Genomic DNA, 16,874 nt, shown 5'->3' with positions numbered 1-16,874 from the left:
ATTTCCTTTCGCGACTAGGCGCGTATTTGTTGTGATGTCTGTTGTTGAGTCTGGACGCAGGCGACATCCATCAGTTTTCTTAGCTGGGAAGACAGTAAATCGACAGAGCGCTGGCTGGCAACGGTCATTTCGATATTAATGTTCTCAGTGTTAGCCACGGTGGCCATGTTCATGGAACACACCTGAAAACCACGATGGCGTACCACACGTAAAATACGTTCCAATATTTCAGGTCGAAAGCGCGCTTCGATAGACAATTGATGCTGGTTCATACGGTTTTCTCCATCATGTTGGCGTTGCTGGCACCAGGCGGTACCAATGGCCAGACGTTTTCATGCTCATCGATTGAAACATGCAGGAAGTAAGGTCCTTCACTGCTCAGCAGAGCATCGAGTGCGGCGTCGACCTGATCTTTACGGGTGATTCGCTGGCCAGGGATATCAAACGCGCTGGCCAGCGTAAGGAAGTCGGGATTATCGGTCAGGATGGTTTCGCTGTAGCGACCATCAAAAAACAGCTGCTGCCACTGGCGCACCATGCCTAAGCGCTGGTTATCGAGCAGCAAAATTTTTACAGGCAGCTTGCCACGCTTGATGGTGCCCAACTCCTGAATGTTCATCATGATCGAGCCATCGCCCGAGACGCAGATAACCGTATCGTTGGGACGCGCCACCTGCGCACCGATCGCCGCGGGCAGCCCAAAGCCCATGGTGCCTAACCCACTGGAGGTGATGAAATCTTCAGGTGCGTCACAGACGATATGCTGGGCCGCCCACATCTGGTGCTGGCCGACGTCGGTCGTGATCACGGTGTTAGCAGGCTTGCGATCGGACAGTTGCTTCAATAACAACGGCGCATAGATCGCTTCGCCGGGGTGATCGTAGCGCCATGCATGCTGGGCTTTCAGGGCGGCCACTTCGTCACGCCATGTCTGAATCTGTAAAGGCTGGCTCAGGGCTGGCAGGACATGGTTAAGATCGCCCTGCAGTGAAACATGCGCACGGCGCAACTTGTTCAGTTCTGCGGGATCAACATCCAGATGAATCACGCTGGCCAGCGGGGCAAACGTATCCAGTTTACCGGTGACGCGGTCGTCAAAACGCGCGCCAACGGCAATCAACAGGTCACAGGACTGCACGGCCAGGTTCGCGGCCTTAGTACCGTGCATGCCCAGCATGCCCAGATAGCCTTCGCTGTCGGCGTCAACACTTCCCAGGCCTTTCAGCGTGGCGACAGAAGGTATGCCGGTCTCCTGCATCAGCGCGCGCAGCGCCGGCACGGCCTGCGCCATCCCTACACCGCCGCCCACATAGAATATCGGCTTTTTAGCCTTAGCCATCATGGCGCGCGCTTCAACAATGGCCTGGTGCGGCATCGACATCACTTCTTCGACCGGCATCAACTGTGGCGAAGGCTCGCCTTTTGCCAGCTGAATATCTTTTGGGATATCCACTAATACCGGCCCGGGGCGACCCGACTGCGCGATGGCGAATGCCTCGGCCATCACGGAAGGCAACGCGTCCAGAGACTCAACCATAAAGCTGTGTTTTGTGCAGGCTAATGACAGGCCAAGAACATCAATTTCCTGGAATGCATCCGTGCCGATGAACGCAGAGGCGACCTGCCCGGTTAAGGCGACGACCGGAACAGAGTCCATCATGGCGTCGGCAAGACCGGTGATCAGATTCGTCGCGCCGGGGCCAGAGGTTGCAATGCAAACGCCGGTTTTGCCGGTTGAACGGGCATAGCCGATTGCGGCCATTACTGCGCCCTGCTCATGGCGGCACAACAGGTGTTCTACGCCGCCGTCGTATAGCGCATCGTATACTGGCATGATCGCACCACCAGGATAGCCAAATACGGTATCAACGCCCTGTGCGCGTAAAGCCTGAACTACCCATTGTGCACCTGTCATCGCTATTCTCCTGTATTCCGAGGGGAACAACAGAATTTTATGCTACTGTTCATTGTTTGTTCCTTGTAGATTTACTAAGTTTTTGCCAGGTCAAAAAAAAACCCCCGGACCTTTCGGTGCGGGGGGTTTTTTAGAGTTCTGGCTTGATTTTTAAGCCTTTCTTGCTCCAAGCGTTGCCCCGCACAGTGGGTTAATAATCACCACCACGCTAATCACGACAAGGCTAATCACTAGTAGAAGGGCTTTCATAACGTATTCGATTCTTTAACTCGTTCGAAGTAATGCCTACAGAGTTATCATAGTTACCCCTCTAATTACAATATTTTTTATCAGGTTTTTTATTCACGCAGGTTTACCGTATTCATTATCGAATTGTTATTAAAAGATTATTTTATCATCCGGGGTTCCGGACAAAAAAAGGCCGCTCATTGCATTTTGACGATTTCACAGTCTGCTTCTGCAAAATGTGAAACCCGATGTATGGCAGGTAAAAAGTTTGCGGGGCGACATTCATTTCCTTGTTCTGGCCTTCGCTACACCTAAATTCCGGGTACAGAATGGCCGCATTTGGGGGCCGCTATGTCATTGTCAAAGGTGCTGACACGGGCAGCCATCGGTGTTGAAGCGCCGCTGGTGACGATTGAAGTGCATATCAGTAACGGATTGCCCGCACTCACGTTGGTAGGATTGCCTGAAACGACCGTGAAAGAGGCGCGTGAACGCGTACGCAGTGCCATTATCAACAGCGGTTTTGACTTCCCTGCCCGACGTATCACCATCAACTTAGGCCCGGCAGACTTACCCAAAGAAGGCGGCCGCTACGATTTGCCTATGGCTATTGCCATTCTGGTGGCCTCTGAGCAGCTTCCTGCGGACAAGCTCAACCACTACGAGTTTCTGGGTGAGCTGGCGCTTGACGGTGGTCTGTGCGGCGTTAAAGGCGCCATTCCGGCGGCACTGGCTGCGACAGGGGCCGGTCGGCAACTGGTGCTCTCAGCTGAAAACCAGCCTGATGTGGGATTGATACGTCAGGGCGCGACTTTAGTCGCCGCACATTTGATCGAGATTTGTGCCTTTTTACACGGTAAGTGTGAGTTAGCGACCGCAACCGCTCATGTTGAAGATGATGACAGCATTACCGAAGATCTTCGCGATATCGTGGGTCAGGAGCAGGGACGGCGTGCCCTGGAGATTACCGCTGCAGGTGGACATAATCTGTTGTTGATCGGTCCGCCAGGAACCGGTAAAACCATGCTCGCCACACGCTTACCCGGTATCATGCCGCCGTTAAGCGATCAGGAAGCCCTGGAGTGCGCCGCCATCGCCAGCCTGAGCCAGACATCCCCGTTGCATCTGCGATGGCGTAAGCGGCCTTTTAGGGCCCCTCATCACAGCGCTTCTCTGTATGCCATTGTCGGGGGCGGTGCGTTACCACGACCCGGAGAAATCTCGCTGGCACATAACGGCGTGCTGTTTCTGGACGAACTGCCCGAGTTTCAGCGCAGCGTGCTGGACGCGTTACGTGAACCCATTGAGTCTGGCGAAGTGGCCATTTCACGGGCGAGGGCCAACGTCGTTTATCCTGCACGCTTTCAGTTAATCGCAGCAATGAATCCCAGCCCAACCGGACACTATCAGGGACAGCATAACCGTACGTCGCCACAGCAGATTTTACGCTATCTCAGCAAACTTTCTGGCCCTTTCCTGGATCGCTTTGATCTGTCACTGGAAGTTCCGCTGCTTCCTGCAGGAATGCTGAGTCAGCAACGGCAGGCAGGGGAAAGCTCTGCAGAAGTGCGTGAGCGCGTTTTTGCCGCACGTCAGGTACAGATGGCGCGCTCAGGGAAGATCAATGCGCAGTTGGCTAATTCAGAGGTACTACAGTGGTGTCAGATTTCGCCATCGGATGCACGGTGGCTTGAGTCTGTTTTAAATCAGTTGGGCTTATCGGTGAGGGCGTGGCAACGTATCCTGAAAGTGGCGCGCACGGTGGCCGATTTAGCGGGGGAAGAGGTGATTGGACGTCATCATCTTCAGGAAGCAGTAAGCTATCGAAGCATTGACCGACTGATGATCTATTTGCACAAGAGCTTGCAGTAAAAAGGGGCTTTCGCCCCTTCTCATTAATCGTCGCTTTCGGTGTAGTCTTCAACGGTATCCATCTGTGGTTTACCGCCTGACAGCGTGTGAAAACGCTTAGGACGCTTAATACGTGTCATGTATTTGGACCATACACGTTCTGCTTCCGTTTGTGGCTCACGCACGCCACGACAAACCTCAATGAACAGACGCTCTTCTTCTGTTGCTGGCTCACGCTTGGCGAGGTCCAGCTCATTAAACGCTACGCCGTGACGTTCAAGTAGCTGTGCTTCTTTAATCGTAAAGTCACCATGCCGCGAAAAACCGCGTGGGTAATGTTTGTTGTCAAAGAAACGATTTTCCGTTGAGAAGCTTTCCGCCATGTTACACGCTCCTGTTTCTCGTATGGCCGTGCTATTTATGGCGCGGAGTATTAGATAGGCTTGACAGAGTGTAAAACAAAACATTTAAATCTATACGACAAACAAATTTTGGGAGAACGTTGTGGATACGGAATTACTGAAAACTTTCCTGGAAGTGAGCAGAACTCGCCATTTCGGGCGCGCTGCAGAAGCACTTTATTTAACGCAGTCTGCTGTCAGTTTTCGCATCCGCCAGTTAGAAAATCAGCTTGGTGTTAATCTTTTTACCCGCCATCGTAACAATATCCGTCTGACCTCCGCAGGTGAGCGGCTGCTGCCCTATGCGGAAAGCCTGATGAATACGTGGCTGATGGCCAAGAAAGAAGTGTCGCATACGCAGCAGCACCACGAGCTCTCTATTGGTGCCAGTGCCTCGTTATGGGAGGCGTATTTAACACCCTGGCTTCAGACGCTCTATGAGAACCGTGAGAGCCTCCATCTGGAAGCGCGTGTGGCACAACGCCATTTACTGGTTAAGCAGCTTCACGAACGTCAGCTGGATTTATTAATCACCACAGAAGCGCCGAAGATGGATGAGTTAACCAGTCAGCAGATCGGTCATATCTCACTGGCGCTGTTTCGCTCACGACAGACAGACAAGCGTGAAAAATATGATTATATAAAACTGGAATGGGGAGCCGACTTTCATCAGCATCAAAGCTATCTCTCTGGCGGTGACGATGTGCCCGTGTTAACCACCACATCCGCCCAGGTGACGCGCGAGTTGCTTCACACGACAGGTGCATGTGCGTTTCTACCTGATTTCTGGCAAGGCCTTTACAGCGATTTGATGGTAATGCCTGATACTTCTGTAGCCGTTCGCCCTCTTTATGCGGTGTGGCTACAAAACAGCGATCAGCAAACGTACATCCGTCAGCTGTTAAAGTTTCCTGTGGTACCGAATTAAAAACAGGGGGACGTCAAAGAGGCGTGGGCCAGTATCTGCTGGCTGGTTTTCTTTTTAAGTTTTCTGCAGGCAAAAAAAAATCCTTCGCCGAAGCAAAGGATTTTTCTCTTTCTGGCAGGGGCGGAGGGACTCGAACCCCCAACACCCGGTTTTGGAGACCGGTGCTCTACCAATTGAACTACGCCCCTAAAAAGGGTGGCGGAACGGACGGGGCTCGAACCCGCGACCCCCTGCGTGACAGGCAGGTATTCTAACCAACTGAACTACCGCTCCACCGATTCTGTACTGACGTCAGAAAAACGTTCTGATATCAGGTATATCGCCCTTCCGCGTCACCGGTAAGGTCACGACCAGCGTACTGGTCTCAATTTGATGCCTGGCAGTTTATGAATCACGCTGTGATTCACCCTTCGGGCCGCTGCCTCGCAGCGTTCAAAAGCGTTCGCTTTTGTCCTACTCTGTTGAGTAGTGAACTGCCCGAAGTCACGTGCAGGTCGTTCAATTTGATGCCTGGCAGTTCCCTACTCTCGCATGGGGAGACCCCACACTACCATCGGCGCTACGGCGTTTCACTTCTGAGTTCGGCATGGGGTCAGGTGGGACCACCGCGCTACAGCCGCCAGGCAAATCTTGGTGCACTGTCCTGTGTCTTTTGTGCTGATGCTGTGTTGTCTTCCCTCGCGCCACTCAGTCACATACCCACGTATGCTCCTTCGTAACGCCTCAGTCGACGCCTTGCCTCAGCGCAAAATCCGTCGGACTCACGTCCGCAGGACACCGCTAATTCTTTATCCGGGAAACAATGCTGAAAATTCTTCTGTCTCTCAACCAAAACGCCTCTGGCGTTGTAAGGTTAAGCCTCACGGGTCATTAGTACCGGTAAGCTCAACGCATCGCTGCGCTTACACACCCGGCCTATCAACGTCGTCGTCTTCAACGTCCCTTCAGGAGCCTTAAAGGCTCAGGGAGAACTCATCTCGGGGCAAGTTTCGTGCTTAGATGCTTTCAGCACTTATCTTTTCCGCACTTAGCTACCGGGCAGTGCCACTGGCGTGACAACCCGGACACCAGCGGTGCGTTCACTCCGGTCCTCTCGTACTAGGAGCAACCCCCCTCAATTCTCCAGCGCCCACGGCAGATAGGGACCGAACTGTCTCACGACGTTCTAAACCCAGCTCGCGTACCACTTTAAACGGCGAACAGCCGTACCCTTGGGACCTACTTCAGCCCCAGGATGTGATGAGCCGACATCGAGGTGCCAAACACCGCCGTCGATATGAACTCTTGGGCGGTATCAGCCTGTTATCCCCGGAGTACCTTTTATCCGTTGAGCGATGGCCCTTCCATTCAGAACCACCGGATCACTATGACCTGCTTTCGCACCTGCTCGAGCCGTCACTCTCGCAGTCAAGCTGGCTTATGCCATTGCACTAACCTCCTGATGTCCGACCAGGATTAGCCAACCTTCGTGCTCCTCCGTTACGCTTTGGGAGGAGACCGCCCCAGTCAAACTACCCACCAGACACTGTCCGCAGCCCGGATCACGGGCCTACGTTAGAACACCAAACATTAAAGGGTGGTATTTCAAGGCCGGCTCCACGCAGACTGGCGTCCACGCTTCAAAGCCTCCCACCTATCCTACACATCAAGGCTCAGTGTTCAGTGTCAAGCTGTAGTAAAGGTTCACGGGGTCTTTCCGTCTTGCCGCGGGTACACTGCATCTTCACAGCGATTTCAATTTCACTGAGTCTCGGGTGGAGACAGCCTGGCCATCATTACGCCATTCGTGCAGGTCGGAACTTACCCGACAAGGAATTTCGCTACCTTAGGACCGTTATAGTTACGGCCGCCGTTTACCGGGGCTTCGATCAAGAGCTTCTCCTTGCGGATAACCCCATCAATTAACCTTCCGGCACCGGGCAGGCGTCACACCGTATACGTCCACTTTCGTGTTTGCACAGTGCTGTGTTTTTAATAAACAGTTGCAGCCAGCTGGTATCTTCGACTGCCTTCAGCTCCACCCGCGAGGGGTTTCACCTACCGACAGCGTGCCTTCTCCCGAAGTTACGGCACCATTTTGCCTAGTTCCTTCACCCGAGTTCTCTCAAGCGCCTGGGTATTCTCTACCTGACCACCTGTGTCGGTTTGGGGTACGATTTTGTGTTACCTGATGCTTAGAGGCTTTTCCTGGAAGCAGGGCATTTATCACTTCAGCACCGTAGTGCCTCGTCGTCACGCCTCAGTGTAAAGTGAACCGGATTTGCCTGGAACACACACCTACACGCTTAAACCGGGACAACCGTCGCCCGGCTGATATAGCCTTCTCCGTCCCCCCTTCGCAGTAACACCAAGTACAGGAATATTAACCTGTTTCCCATCGACTACGCCTTTCGGCCTCGCCTTAGGGGTCGACTCACCCTGCTCCGATTAACGTTGAACAGGAACCCTTGGTCTTCCGGCGACAAGGTTTTTCACCTTGTTTATCGTTACTTATGTCAGCATTCGCACTTCTGATACCTCCAGCAGCCCTCACAGGCCACCTTCGACGGCTTACAGAACGCTCCCCTACCCAACAACGCATAAGCGTCGCTGCCGCAGCTTCGGTGCATGGTTTAGCCCCGTTACATCTTCCGCGCAGGCCGACTCGACCAGTGAGCTATTACGCTTTCTTTAAATGATGGCTGCTTCTAAGCCAACATCCTGGCTGTCTGGGCCTTCCCACATCGTTTCCCACTTAACCATGACTTTGGGACCTTAGCTGGCGGTCTGGGTTGTTTCCCTCTTCACGACGGACGTTAGCACCCGCCGTGTGTCTCCCGTGATAACATTCTCCGGTATTCGCAGTTTGCATCGGGTTGGTAAGCCGGGATGGCCCCCTAGCCGAAACAGTGCTCTACCCCCGGAGATGAGTTCACGAGGCGCTACCTAAATAGCTTTCGGGGAGAACCAGCTATCTCCCGGTTTGATTGGCCTTTCACCCCCAGCCACAGGTCATCCGCTAATTTTTCAACATTAGTCGGTTCGGTCCTCCAGTTAGTGTTACCCAACCTTCAACCTGCCCATGGCTAGATCACCGGGTTTCGGGTCTATACCCTGCAACTTAACGCCCAGTTAAGACTCGGTTTCCCTGCGGCTCCCCTATACGGTTAACCTTGCTACAGAATATAAGTCGCTGACCCATTATACAAAAGGTACGCAGTCACACCACGAAGGTGCTCCCACTGCTTGTACGTACACGGTTTCAGGTTCTGTTTCACTCCCCTCGCCGGGGTTCTTTTCGCCTTTCCCTCACGGTACTGGTTCACTATCGGTCAGTCAGGAGTATTTAGCCTTGGAGGATGGTCCCCCCATATTCAGACAGGATACCACGTGTCCCGCCTTACTCATCGAACTCACAACCTGTGCACCTTTGTGTACGGGAGTATCACCCTGTACCCTGCGACTTTCCAGACGCTTCCACTGATGCACAAGCTGATGATGGTTCTGGGCTCCTCCCCGTTCGCTCGCCGCTACTGGGGGAATCTCGGTTGATTTCTTTTCCTCGGGGTACTTAGATGTTTCAGTTCCCCCGGTTCGCCTCATACAGCTATGTATTCACTGCATGATAGTGTGACGAATCACACTGGGTTTCCCCATTCGGGTATCGCCGGTTATTGCGGTTCATATCACCTTACCGGCGCTTATCGCAGATTAGCACGCCCTTCATCGCCTCTGACTGCCAGGGCATCCACCGTGTACGCTTAGTCGCTTAACCTCACAACCCACAGGCGTTTATCTGTTTTACCGTAACGGCACCACAGTTAGCTTGTAAGCTGTAAGCTTTTGAGAGACTCGAACACATTGTCATCATTCTTTATTACGGAAGAATGCGACGCTGTGTCGTTTCAAATTTTCAGCTTGTTCCGGATTGTTAAAGAGCAGAATACTTCGCAGCACACCGTTGCCGGTACGCTCTGAAGTATTTTCAGAAAAAAATACAGTAGTGAGTATGGTGGAGCTAAGCGGGATCGAACCGCTGACCTCCTGCGTGCAAGGCAGGCGCTCTCCCAGCTGAGCTATAGCCCCATACAGTTACTGCAGAGACCACTACCACCACTCAACCGCGTGCACTTCGTGAGAAATGCACTTCGTGCTCAGGCAAGGCGTGTGTCCGCGAAGCATAGTGAACTATGCGAGCCGGAGACATAACGCAGCATGAGTGCGAAGTTGGTAGGCCTGAGTGGACTTGAACCACCGACCTCACCCTTATCAGGGGTGCGCTCTAACCACCTGAGCTACAAGCCTGTAGAGGTTTTTTCTGCTCGTGACTTTCTATCAGACAATCTGTGTGAGCACTTCGCACGAAGGTATCTTCAGGTAAGGAGGTGATCCAACCGCAGGTTCCCCTACGGTTACCTTGTTACGACTTCACCCCAGTCATGAATCACAAAGTGGTAAGCGCCCTCCCGGAGGTTAAGCTACCTACTTCTTTTGCAACCCACTCCCATGGTGTGACGGGCGGTGTGTACAAGGCCCGGGAACGTATTCACCGTGGCATTCTGATCCACGATTACTAGCGATTCCGACTTCACGGAGTCGAGTTGCAGACTCCGATCCGGACTACGACGCACTTTATGAGGTCCGCTTGCTCTCGCGAGGTCGCTTCTCTTTGTATGCGCCATTGTAGCACGTGTGTAGCCCTACTCGTAAGGGCCATGATGACTTGACGTCATCCCCACCTTCCTCCGGTTTATCACCGGCAGTCTCCTTTGAGTTCCCGACCGAATCGCTGGCAACAAAGGATAAGGGTTGCGCTCGTTGCGGGACTTAACCCAACATTTCACAACACGAGCTGACGACAGCCATGCAGCACCTGTCTCACGGCTCCCGAAGGCACCAAGGCATCTCTGCCGAATTCCGTGGATGTCAAGAGTAGGTAAGGTTCTTCGCGTTGCATCGAATTAAACCACATGCTCCACCGCTTGTGCGGGCCCCCGTCAATTCATTTGAGTTTTAACCTTGCGGCCGTACTCCCCAGGCGGTCGACTTAACGCGTTAGCTCCGGAAGCCACTCCTCAAGGGAACAACCTCCAAGTCGACATCGTTTACGGCGTGGACTACCAGGGTATCTAATCCTGTTTGCTCCCCACGCTTTCGCACCTGAGCGTCAGTCTTCGTCCAGGGGGCCGCCTTCGCCACCGGTATTCCTCCAGATCTCTACGCATTTCACCGCTACACCTGGAATTCTACCCCCCTCTACGAGACTCAAGCCTGCCAGTTTCAAATGCAGTTCCCAGGTTAAGCCCGGGGATTTCACATCTGACTTAACAGACCGCCTGCGTGCGCTTTACGCCCAGTAATTCCGATTAACGCTTGCACCCTCCGTATTACCGCGGCTGCTGGCACGGAGTTAGCCGGTGCTTCTTCTGCGGGTAACGTCAATCAACAAGGTTATTAACCTTGTTGCCTTCCTCCCCGCTGAAAGTACTTTACAACCCGAAGGCCTTCTTCATACACGCGGCATGGCTGCATCAGGCTTGCGCCCATTGTGCAATATTCCCCACTGCTGCCTCCCGTAGGAGTCTGGACCGTGTCTCAGTTCCAGTGTGGCTGGTCATCCTCTCAGACCAGCTAGGGATCGTCGCCTAGGTGGGCCGTTACCCCGCCTACTAGCTAATCCCATCTGGGTTCATCCGATAGTGAGAGGCCCGAAGGTCCCCCTCTTTGGTCTTGCGACGTTATGCGGTATTAGCCACCGTTTCCAGTGGTTATCCCCCTCTATCGGGCAGATCCCCAGACATTACTCACCCGTCCGCCACTCGTCACCCGAGGAGCAAGCTCCTCTGTGCTACCGTCCGACTTGCATGTGTTAGGCCTGCCGCCAGCGTTCAATCTGAGCCATGATCAAACTCTTCAATTTAAAGTTTGATTTGCTGCAACCAGTGCAGCGGTGCTCAAGGAAAACGTCGTAATGAATTTATTACGTGTTCACTCTTAAGACTTGATATTTTTTACGTCCGGAGACGCTGATATCAATCCTGCGAGTGCCCACACAGATTGTCTGATAAATTGTTAAAGAGCAGTGCCACACTTCTCTGTGGCGCGGGCTGCATATATTACGCTTTCCGCTTTATCAGTCAAGCACTTATTTTTGCTTAACTGACCGGTTCGAATCGTTCTGAACCTTACTTAACCCGGCGCTTCGTATTCCGTTGTGCCGTGTCAGTGGAGGCGCATTATAGGGAGTTCTTTTCGGCTGACAAGGGCTAATTTCAATAAATTTTCCGAGTGCTGTTTTTTTCAACGAAAACCTTCTAAAGCGCCAGTTTTTCAAGCAATGGGAAGCCATAACGTTGCAAAACTGGTGACAATTGCACCGCTTCGCCATCCAGCTCGGTACAAAACGCCACGTTTTGCAGTGACGATCGGACCTCAGGGGCTTCATTTTCCAATAGCCAGGCCGTTCGTCTGGCTATGGCTGCCCCAGAATCAATTAAACGCGTCCCTTCCGGCAGGATCTGCTGCAGCTCATCGCGCAGTAAAGGAAAGTGCGTACATCCTAACACCACTGTGTCCGGCGGCTCCGCCATACGTAACCAGGGTTGCACAATGCGCCTGATTTCATCTATCGACACCTCTTCGCCATGGAGTTTGGCCTCAGCCAGCTCAACCAGTTCGGCTGAACCCAACATTTCAATCTTGCAGGTTTTGGCAAACTGCGACACCAGCTCATGCGTATACGAGCGACGGACCGTCGCGCGCGTTGCAAGCAGCCCGACCACACCGTTACGCGTTAGACGCGCAGCAGGTTTAATCGCAGGCACTACGCCGACGACAGGAAAGGCAAATCGCTCACGTAATGCGGGCAGTGTCACGGTGCTGGCTGTATTGCAGGCGATGATGACCAGGGAAACAGGATGACGGCGGGTAATGGCATCAACAATCGCGACCACACGCTCGACAATAAACGTCTCGGTTTTTTCACCATAGGGAAAACCGGCATTGTCGAATGCATAGAGATAATGCAGGTCCGGCAGGTGTTGCCGAACCTCATCATAGACAGAAAGCCCTCCTACGCCGGAGTCAAACACCAGCACAGTCGGGCGCAGGTCAGAAGCTGTAGCTTCCGCTGAGGTAATACTCTCTTCCTGGAGTCTGATAGCCATACGCTGTCTCGTAATCTTTATCGAACAGGTTGGCGATTCTACCACGAACGGTCAGATGTGATGTGACCGGATACGATACGGCGAGATCCCACAGGCTGACACCGCCCAGCTTTACCGTTTCAAGCGTGTTGAAATTGGTGTCGTAACGCTGGCCAAGATACTGATAACTCACTGACCAGTCGAAATCATACAGCGTTAAATCCAGCTGATATTTAAACTGTTCTTTTGCCCGACGAGCCAGCCATTGATTTGTCGTCGCATCGCGAGCATCAAGATAGTCAAAAGATAATGAATGAGAGAGCACGCCAGTATCAAAAGATGCCGTTGTTTCAACGCCTTTTATCCGGGCCTGGTTGACATTGTAATAGCGATTATTGGTATAGGAGATCAAATCATCAATATCATTGCGGTATCCCGACACTCGCCAGTTAACCGGGCCTGTCAGGCCTTCAAAACCCCCTTCCCATTGTTTGCTTTTCTCTGGGTTGAGATCCGGGTTACCGCCAAAGCCACTGTATAGCTGTCCAAAATTAGGGGCGTTAAATGCCGTGCCATAGTTGGCAAAGACACGATAACCTTCTACAAATTCCCAGGCTGCGGCTGTCTGCCATGTGGTATGCCAGCCAAACTGGCTATTGTCATCCCCACGAAGTGCGCCTTCCAACGTCACATCGCCAAATTCTTGTTGGGCCGTCGCGTAAAGGCCGGTGTTGCGCTGTTCGTAGCCCTCACTCAGGAAGTTTGTACCGGGCTGAGTCGCTTCTTTCCGCCAGTCGACGCCGCCGCTGAAGGTGCCGTGCTCTGCTTGCAATGTGTTGCCCCATTGCACGTTATACTGCTCAATGTCATCAAAGGTCGCGGTACTGTCATATCGCCCCAGTTGAGGGCTGTAGTTAATGTCTTTGGTATGGCTGTAACTGGCCACCAACTGCGTTGAATAGATGCCCTGATTGAAGCGCAAGCCGCTATCCCAGCTTTGACTGTAGAGTTGGCGAGTATCAACAAACGCATTGGGATCGAAAGATACCTGCTGTCCATCGTAGGCAGTGCGGTTGTCAAAACCATAGCCACGGATAAAACCACTAAATTGATCGTTAAATTGGTGCTCCACCGTGCCAAAGAGGGTTTTACTCATAAAACCATCACGGTCGGGCTGGGCCGCGCTAAAGGCATCAGGCAGGTTAGCCACCACATCATACCCTTTGGTGTAGGTATAATTTCCCGCCAGAGTGGCTGTGGTCGCCTCACCCAGCCGCTGCTGGGTGGACCCATCGTATGCCTGATAGCCGTTAGAACCCACACCTGCGGTCAGCGTGGTGCCGGGCTTATCGCGGCCCGTAATAATATTCACGACGCCGCCGATGGCATCTGAACCATAAACCGCCGAGCGTGCACCCCGGATATATTCAATTCGTTGCACCAGCGACAGCGGGATCTGGCTGAGATCGGAAGAACCCGAAATCCCAGCCTGGTTGAGACGAATACCGTCGATCAGCACAAGAACATGGCTGGAATTGGTTCCACGAATAAACATGGAGCTTGACTGCCCCAGTCCACCGTTTTGAGCAATATCCACCCCCGGCAAACGCCGCATGACATCAACGAGGCTTTTGGACTGCCAGCGATCAATCTCTTCACGCGTAACCACGGTCGTCGGGGCCAGTACCGACGACACTGGCTGTTGAAAACGATTGGCGGTCACAATTTGCGTATCATCATTACCCTGCGCAAAGCCATTTTGCGCCCAGAGGGAAATCGCCGTTGCGCTGAAGGCAAACAGCGAGGCTTTTGTTTTACTCATTTTTATCGCATCCAAAAGAAAAAGGATGCCGCAGGCATACAATCGATAGCACGCGATGACTGTAAGAGTGGCGACGTCACACCGGCAGGTCTTCGGGCTGGGAATCATAGCAGGTGATGACTTCCCATCCCGCAGGACAGTGTCTGCAATTGCAATCACCCTGACATTCCTTACCGCTGCGCGTCAGCTCCAGATTCACACTGGATTCCCTATTAACTCAAGGCTGAGGCCGGTGCCAGCAGTCTACGAAGAGCGCATGAGCAAGTCCAGACTTCCGCACGTCGTCTTTCTGCGCCAGCGTACAAGACTGGACATCGGCAGGTGAATGCCTACAATCGCCCGGCAAGTAAGCTCTTAACCAGGATTAAACATGACACCCGAACATCTCCCTGTTGAACAGTATGACGCGCAGCTGGCGGAAAAAGTCAGTCGGTTAGAAACGATGATGACGCCATTCGCTGCACCCGCCGTGGAGGTGTTTCGTTCCCCCGTCAGTCACTACCGCATGCGAGCAGAGTTCCGCATCTGGCACGAGGGTGATGACCTCTACCACATTATCTTCGATCAGGAGACGAAACAGCGCATACGCGTCGATCAGTTTCCTGCGGCCAGTGAGTTAATCAATCAGGTCATGCCAAAAATGATGGCGGCCATTCGGGACAATCGTCTGCTGCGCCACAAGCTGTTTCAGATCGATTACCTGTCCACAATGAGTCATCAGATCGTGATTTCGCTGCTCTACCACCGCAAACTGGATGAGGAATGGCAGCAGGCCGCCAGCACGTTACGCGATCAATTGCGCGCTGAAGGTATTGATGTCCAGCTGATTGGCCGCGCGACCAAGACCAAAATCTGCCTCGATCGGGATTATGTCGATGAGCGTTTGCCGGTGGCCGGTAAAGAGATGATTTACCGTCAGGTAGAAAACAGCTTTACGCAGCCCAACGCCGCCATGAACATTCAAATGCTGGAATGGGCACTGGACGTCACCACGGGTTCTCGCGGCGATCTGCTGGAGCTCTACTGTGGTAATGGCAACTTCTCGCTGGCGCTGGCCCGAAATTTCCGACGGGTACTGGCAACAGAAATCGCCAAACCTTCCGTAGCGTCAGCGCAGTACAATATTGCCGCCAATCAGATTGATAACGTGCAGATTATTCGCATGGCAGCCGAAGAGTTTACGCAGGCGATGAATGGCGTGCGCAGCTTTAACCGGCTGGAAGGGATCGATCTGAAGAGTTATGACTGCGAGACGATCTTTGTCGATCCGCCGCGCAGCGGGCTGGATGAGGAAACCGTTAAGATGGTGCAGGCTTATCCTGCCATTCTCTATATTTCCTGCAATCCGCAAACCCTGTGCGACAATCTGCTGATACTGGCGCAAACGCACGACGTGACGCGGCTGGCGCTGTTTGACCAGTTCCCGTACACCCACCATATGGAATGCGGCGTGCTGCTGACGCGTAAAGCGTAAAAAAACGGGAACCTGAAGGTTCCCGTTTTTTAATTACCGATTGCGGTTGCGCTTGTAACGTAGGGCAATCCAGAACACCAGCCCAACCATTAAAATGGTCGGGATGAAATTAGAGCCAATATCCGGGTACTCTGCCCTGACCAGCGCGCTGTATACCAAAATGCCCAACAGGAAAAAGGCGGCAGCAAGGCCGGGAACGCCATCCGGCATGTTTTTGTTCAGATAACGCTGATGCAGGCACCAGGCCGACAGCCCCAACGCAATCAGTGGAAAAATAGAAAAAGGAACAAAAGCACTAAACAACACGGAGAACGAGCCGTTCATAGCAAGGCCGGTAATAAAAGCCAGCAACATCGTGCCTTTATCACGGGAGCTTGGGTGGGTCATGGCAGGGTCCTTATTCATATCTCTTCAGGTTTATCCAGGGTTACCGCAAGGCGTTCTTGTTCCCGGCGATACCAGTAATAAGCGCCTTTGGCGATCATGCGTAACTGTAATACCAGACGATCTTCCAGCTTACGTCGCTGCCCAATATCAATGTCCAGGGCTTCAGCACCCGCGCTAAAAACAATCGTCACCATCGCTTCAGCCTGCGCTTCGGTGAAGCTGCGCGGCATGCGATTTTCGACCTCAAGATAGTCAGCCAGTTCAGCAATGAAATGTTGAATTTCACGTGCAACAGCAGCGCGAAAGGCCGCGGAAGTTCCTGAACGCTCGCGCAACAACAAGCGAAACGCGTTAGGGTTATTCTCGATGAACTCCATGAAAGTGGCGATAGAGGTTTTAATAATGCTGCCACCTTTTGCGATACGCTGACGTGCCTGGCGCATCAGCTGGCGCAACATCAGTCCACTTTCGTCAACCATCGTCAGACCTAACTCATCAACATCTTTGAAATGCCGATAAAAAGACGTGGGCGCAATGCCGGCTTCCCTGGCAACTTCACGTAGGCTCAGGCTGGCAAAACTGCGCTCGGCGCTGAGCTGACTGAATGCAGCTTCGATGAGTGTACGCCGTGTACGTTCTTTTTGTTGCGCTCTGACACCCATTCTCTCTGCCTTGTGAGGTTCTGAAACAGCACTATAACAAAATATTCAGCGTACAGCCGGGCAAACTTTGTGACGGCTTGTT

General features: G+C 52.9%; 11 protein-coding genes, 4 tRNA genes, 3 rRNA genes and 1 riboswitch. Of the genes, 3 read left to right on the top strand and 15 right to left on the bottom strand.

The window, feature by feature from the left end; translation table 11 throughout:
* Positions 1-14 precede the first annotated feature (14 nt).
* From ilvM to ilvL, 3 genes are all read right to left on the bottom strand, one after another.
* On the bottom strand, positions 15-272 hold the full coding sequence (ilvM, locus tag GKC68_RS01595; RefSeq protein ID WP_013027665.1) for an acetolactate synthase 2 small subunit: 258 nt from the start codon (positions 270-272) through the stop codon (positions 15-17).
* Entirely contained in the window at positions 269-1,915 is a 1,647-nt protein-coding gene (gene ilvG / locus GKC68_RS01590) for an acetolactate synthase 2 catalytic subunit (protein ID WP_089528922.1), read from the bottom strand. The genes ilvM and ilvG overlap by 4 nt, the downstream gene beginning before the upstream one ends.
* Positions 1,916-2,065: 150 nt before the next feature.
* Positions 2,066-2,164, bottom strand: coding sequence for an ilv operon leader peptide (ilvL, locus tag GKC68_RS01585; RefSeq protein ID WP_071785161.1), 99 nt, complete (start codon positions 2,162-2,164; stop codon positions 2,066-2,068).
* A 330-nt stretch (positions 2,165-2,494) separates the two neighbouring features.
* Here ilvL and GKC68_RS01580 point away from each other — a divergent pair, with 330 nt between their 5' ends.
* Positions 2,495-4,015: a YifB family Mg chelatase-like AAA ATPase gene (locus GKC68_RS01580; protein ID WP_342656525.1), complete on the top strand. Its 1,521-nt coding sequence runs from the start codon at positions 2,495-2,497 to the stop codon at positions 4,013-4,015.
* 23 nt (positions 4,016-4,038) lie between these two features.
* Here GKC68_RS01580 and GKC68_RS01575 read toward each other — a convergent pair whose 3' ends face one another.
* On the bottom strand, positions 4,039-4,377 hold the full coding sequence (locus GKC68_RS01575) for a DUF413 domain-containing protein (RefSeq protein WP_006121163.1): 339 nt from the start codon (positions 4,375-4,377) through the stop codon (positions 4,039-4,041).
* 121 nt (positions 4,378-4,498) lie between these two features.
* Here GKC68_RS01575 and hdfR point away from each other — a divergent pair, with 121 nt between their 5' ends.
* Positions 4,499-5,323 carry an HTH-type transcriptional regulator HdfR gene (gene hdfR / locus GKC68_RS01570; RefSeq protein ID WP_047714152.1) on the top strand — a complete coding sequence of 275 codons (825 nt, stop codon included), beginning with the start codon at positions 4,499-4,501 and terminating at the stop codon, positions 5,321-5,323.
* A gap of 112 nt (positions 5,324-5,435) precedes the next feature.
* Here hdfR and GKC68_RS01565 read toward each other — a convergent pair.
* The 9 genes from GKC68_RS01565 to btuB all read right to left on the bottom strand — a co-directional run bounded on the left by GKC68_RS01565 (position 5,436) and on the right by btuB (position 14,269).
* A tRNA-Trp gene (locus GKC68_RS01565) sits at positions 5,436-5,511 on the bottom strand.
* A gap of 8 nt (positions 5,512-5,519) precedes the next feature.
* Positions 5,520-5,596, bottom strand: a tRNA-Asp gene (locus GKC68_RS01560).
* A gap of 235 nt (positions 5,597-5,831) precedes the next feature.
* Positions 5,832-5,947 (bottom strand): 5S ribosomal RNA (gene rrf / locus GKC68_RS01555).
* A 225-nt stretch (positions 5,948-6,172) separates the two neighbouring features.
* Positions 6,173-9,077, bottom strand: a 23S ribosomal RNA gene (locus tag GKC68_RS01550).
* Between the two features lie 235 nt (positions 9,078-9,312).
* A tRNA-Ala gene (locus tag GKC68_RS01545) sits at positions 9,313-9,388 on the bottom strand.
* 142 nt (positions 9,389-9,530) lie between these two features.
* Positions 9,531-9,607: transfer RNA gene (locus tag GKC68_RS01540), tRNA-Ile, on the bottom strand.
* 73 nt (positions 9,608-9,680) lie between these two features.
* A 16S ribosomal RNA gene (locus GKC68_RS01535) occupies positions 9,681-11,222 on the bottom strand.
* The 16S, 23S and 5S rRNA genes sit together here with 4 tRNA genes alongside, the layout of an rRNA operon.
* A gap of 394 nt (positions 11,223-11,616) precedes the next feature.
* Complete coding sequence (murI, locus tag GKC68_RS01530; RefSeq protein WP_028723138.1) at positions 11,617-12,468, bottom strand: glutamate racemase; 852 nt, start codon at positions 12,466-12,468, stop codon at positions 11,617-11,619.
* Positions 12,413-14,269 (bottom strand): TonB-dependent vitamin B12 receptor BtuB, encoded by a 1,857-nt coding sequence (gene btuB, locus GKC68_RS01525; protein WP_342656524.1) that lies wholly within the window; start codon positions 14,267-14,269, stop codon positions 12,413-12,415. The genes murI and btuB overlap by 56 nt, the downstream gene beginning before the upstream one ends.
* A 65-nt stretch (positions 14,270-14,334) precedes the next feature.
* Positions 14,335-14,518: riboswitch (cobalamin riboswitch) on the bottom strand.
* Between the two features lie 121 nt (positions 14,519-14,639).
* Here btuB and trmA point away from each other — a divergent pair.
* Positions 14,640-15,743: a tRNA (uridine(54)-C5)-methyltransferase TrmA gene (gene trmA / locus GKC68_RS01520; RefSeq protein WP_028723141.1), complete on the top strand. Its 1,104-nt coding sequence runs from the start codon at positions 14,640-14,642 to the stop codon at positions 15,741-15,743.
* A 33-nt stretch (positions 15,744-15,776) separates the two neighbouring features.
* Here trmA and GKC68_RS01515 read toward each other — a convergent pair whose 3' ends face one another.
* Together GKC68_RS01515 and fabR are read right to left on the bottom strand one after the other, a co-directional pair.
* Positions 15,777-16,130 carry a YijD family membrane protein gene (locus GKC68_RS01515; RefSeq protein WP_014604773.1) on the bottom strand — a complete coding sequence of 118 codons (354 nt, stop codon included), beginning with the start codon at positions 16,128-16,130 and terminating at the stop codon, positions 15,777-15,779.
* Between the two features lie 14 nt (positions 16,131-16,144).
* Positions 16,145-16,792, bottom strand: a complete 648-nt coding sequence (fabR, locus tag GKC68_RS01510; protein WP_028723142.1) for an HTH-type transcriptional repressor FabR — start codon at positions 16,790-16,792, stop codon at positions 16,145-16,147.
* Between the last annotated feature and the right edge of the window lie 82 nt (positions 16,793-16,874).

The organism is Pantoea sp. RSPAM1, from assembly GCF_038816185.1.
GTDB lineage: Bacteria > Pseudomonadota > Gammaproteobacteria > Enterobacterales > Enterobacteriaceae > Pantoea > Pantoea ananatis.
Note: the sequence above shows the minus strand (reverse complement) of the source record. Positions and strands in the feature narration are given on the sequence as shown.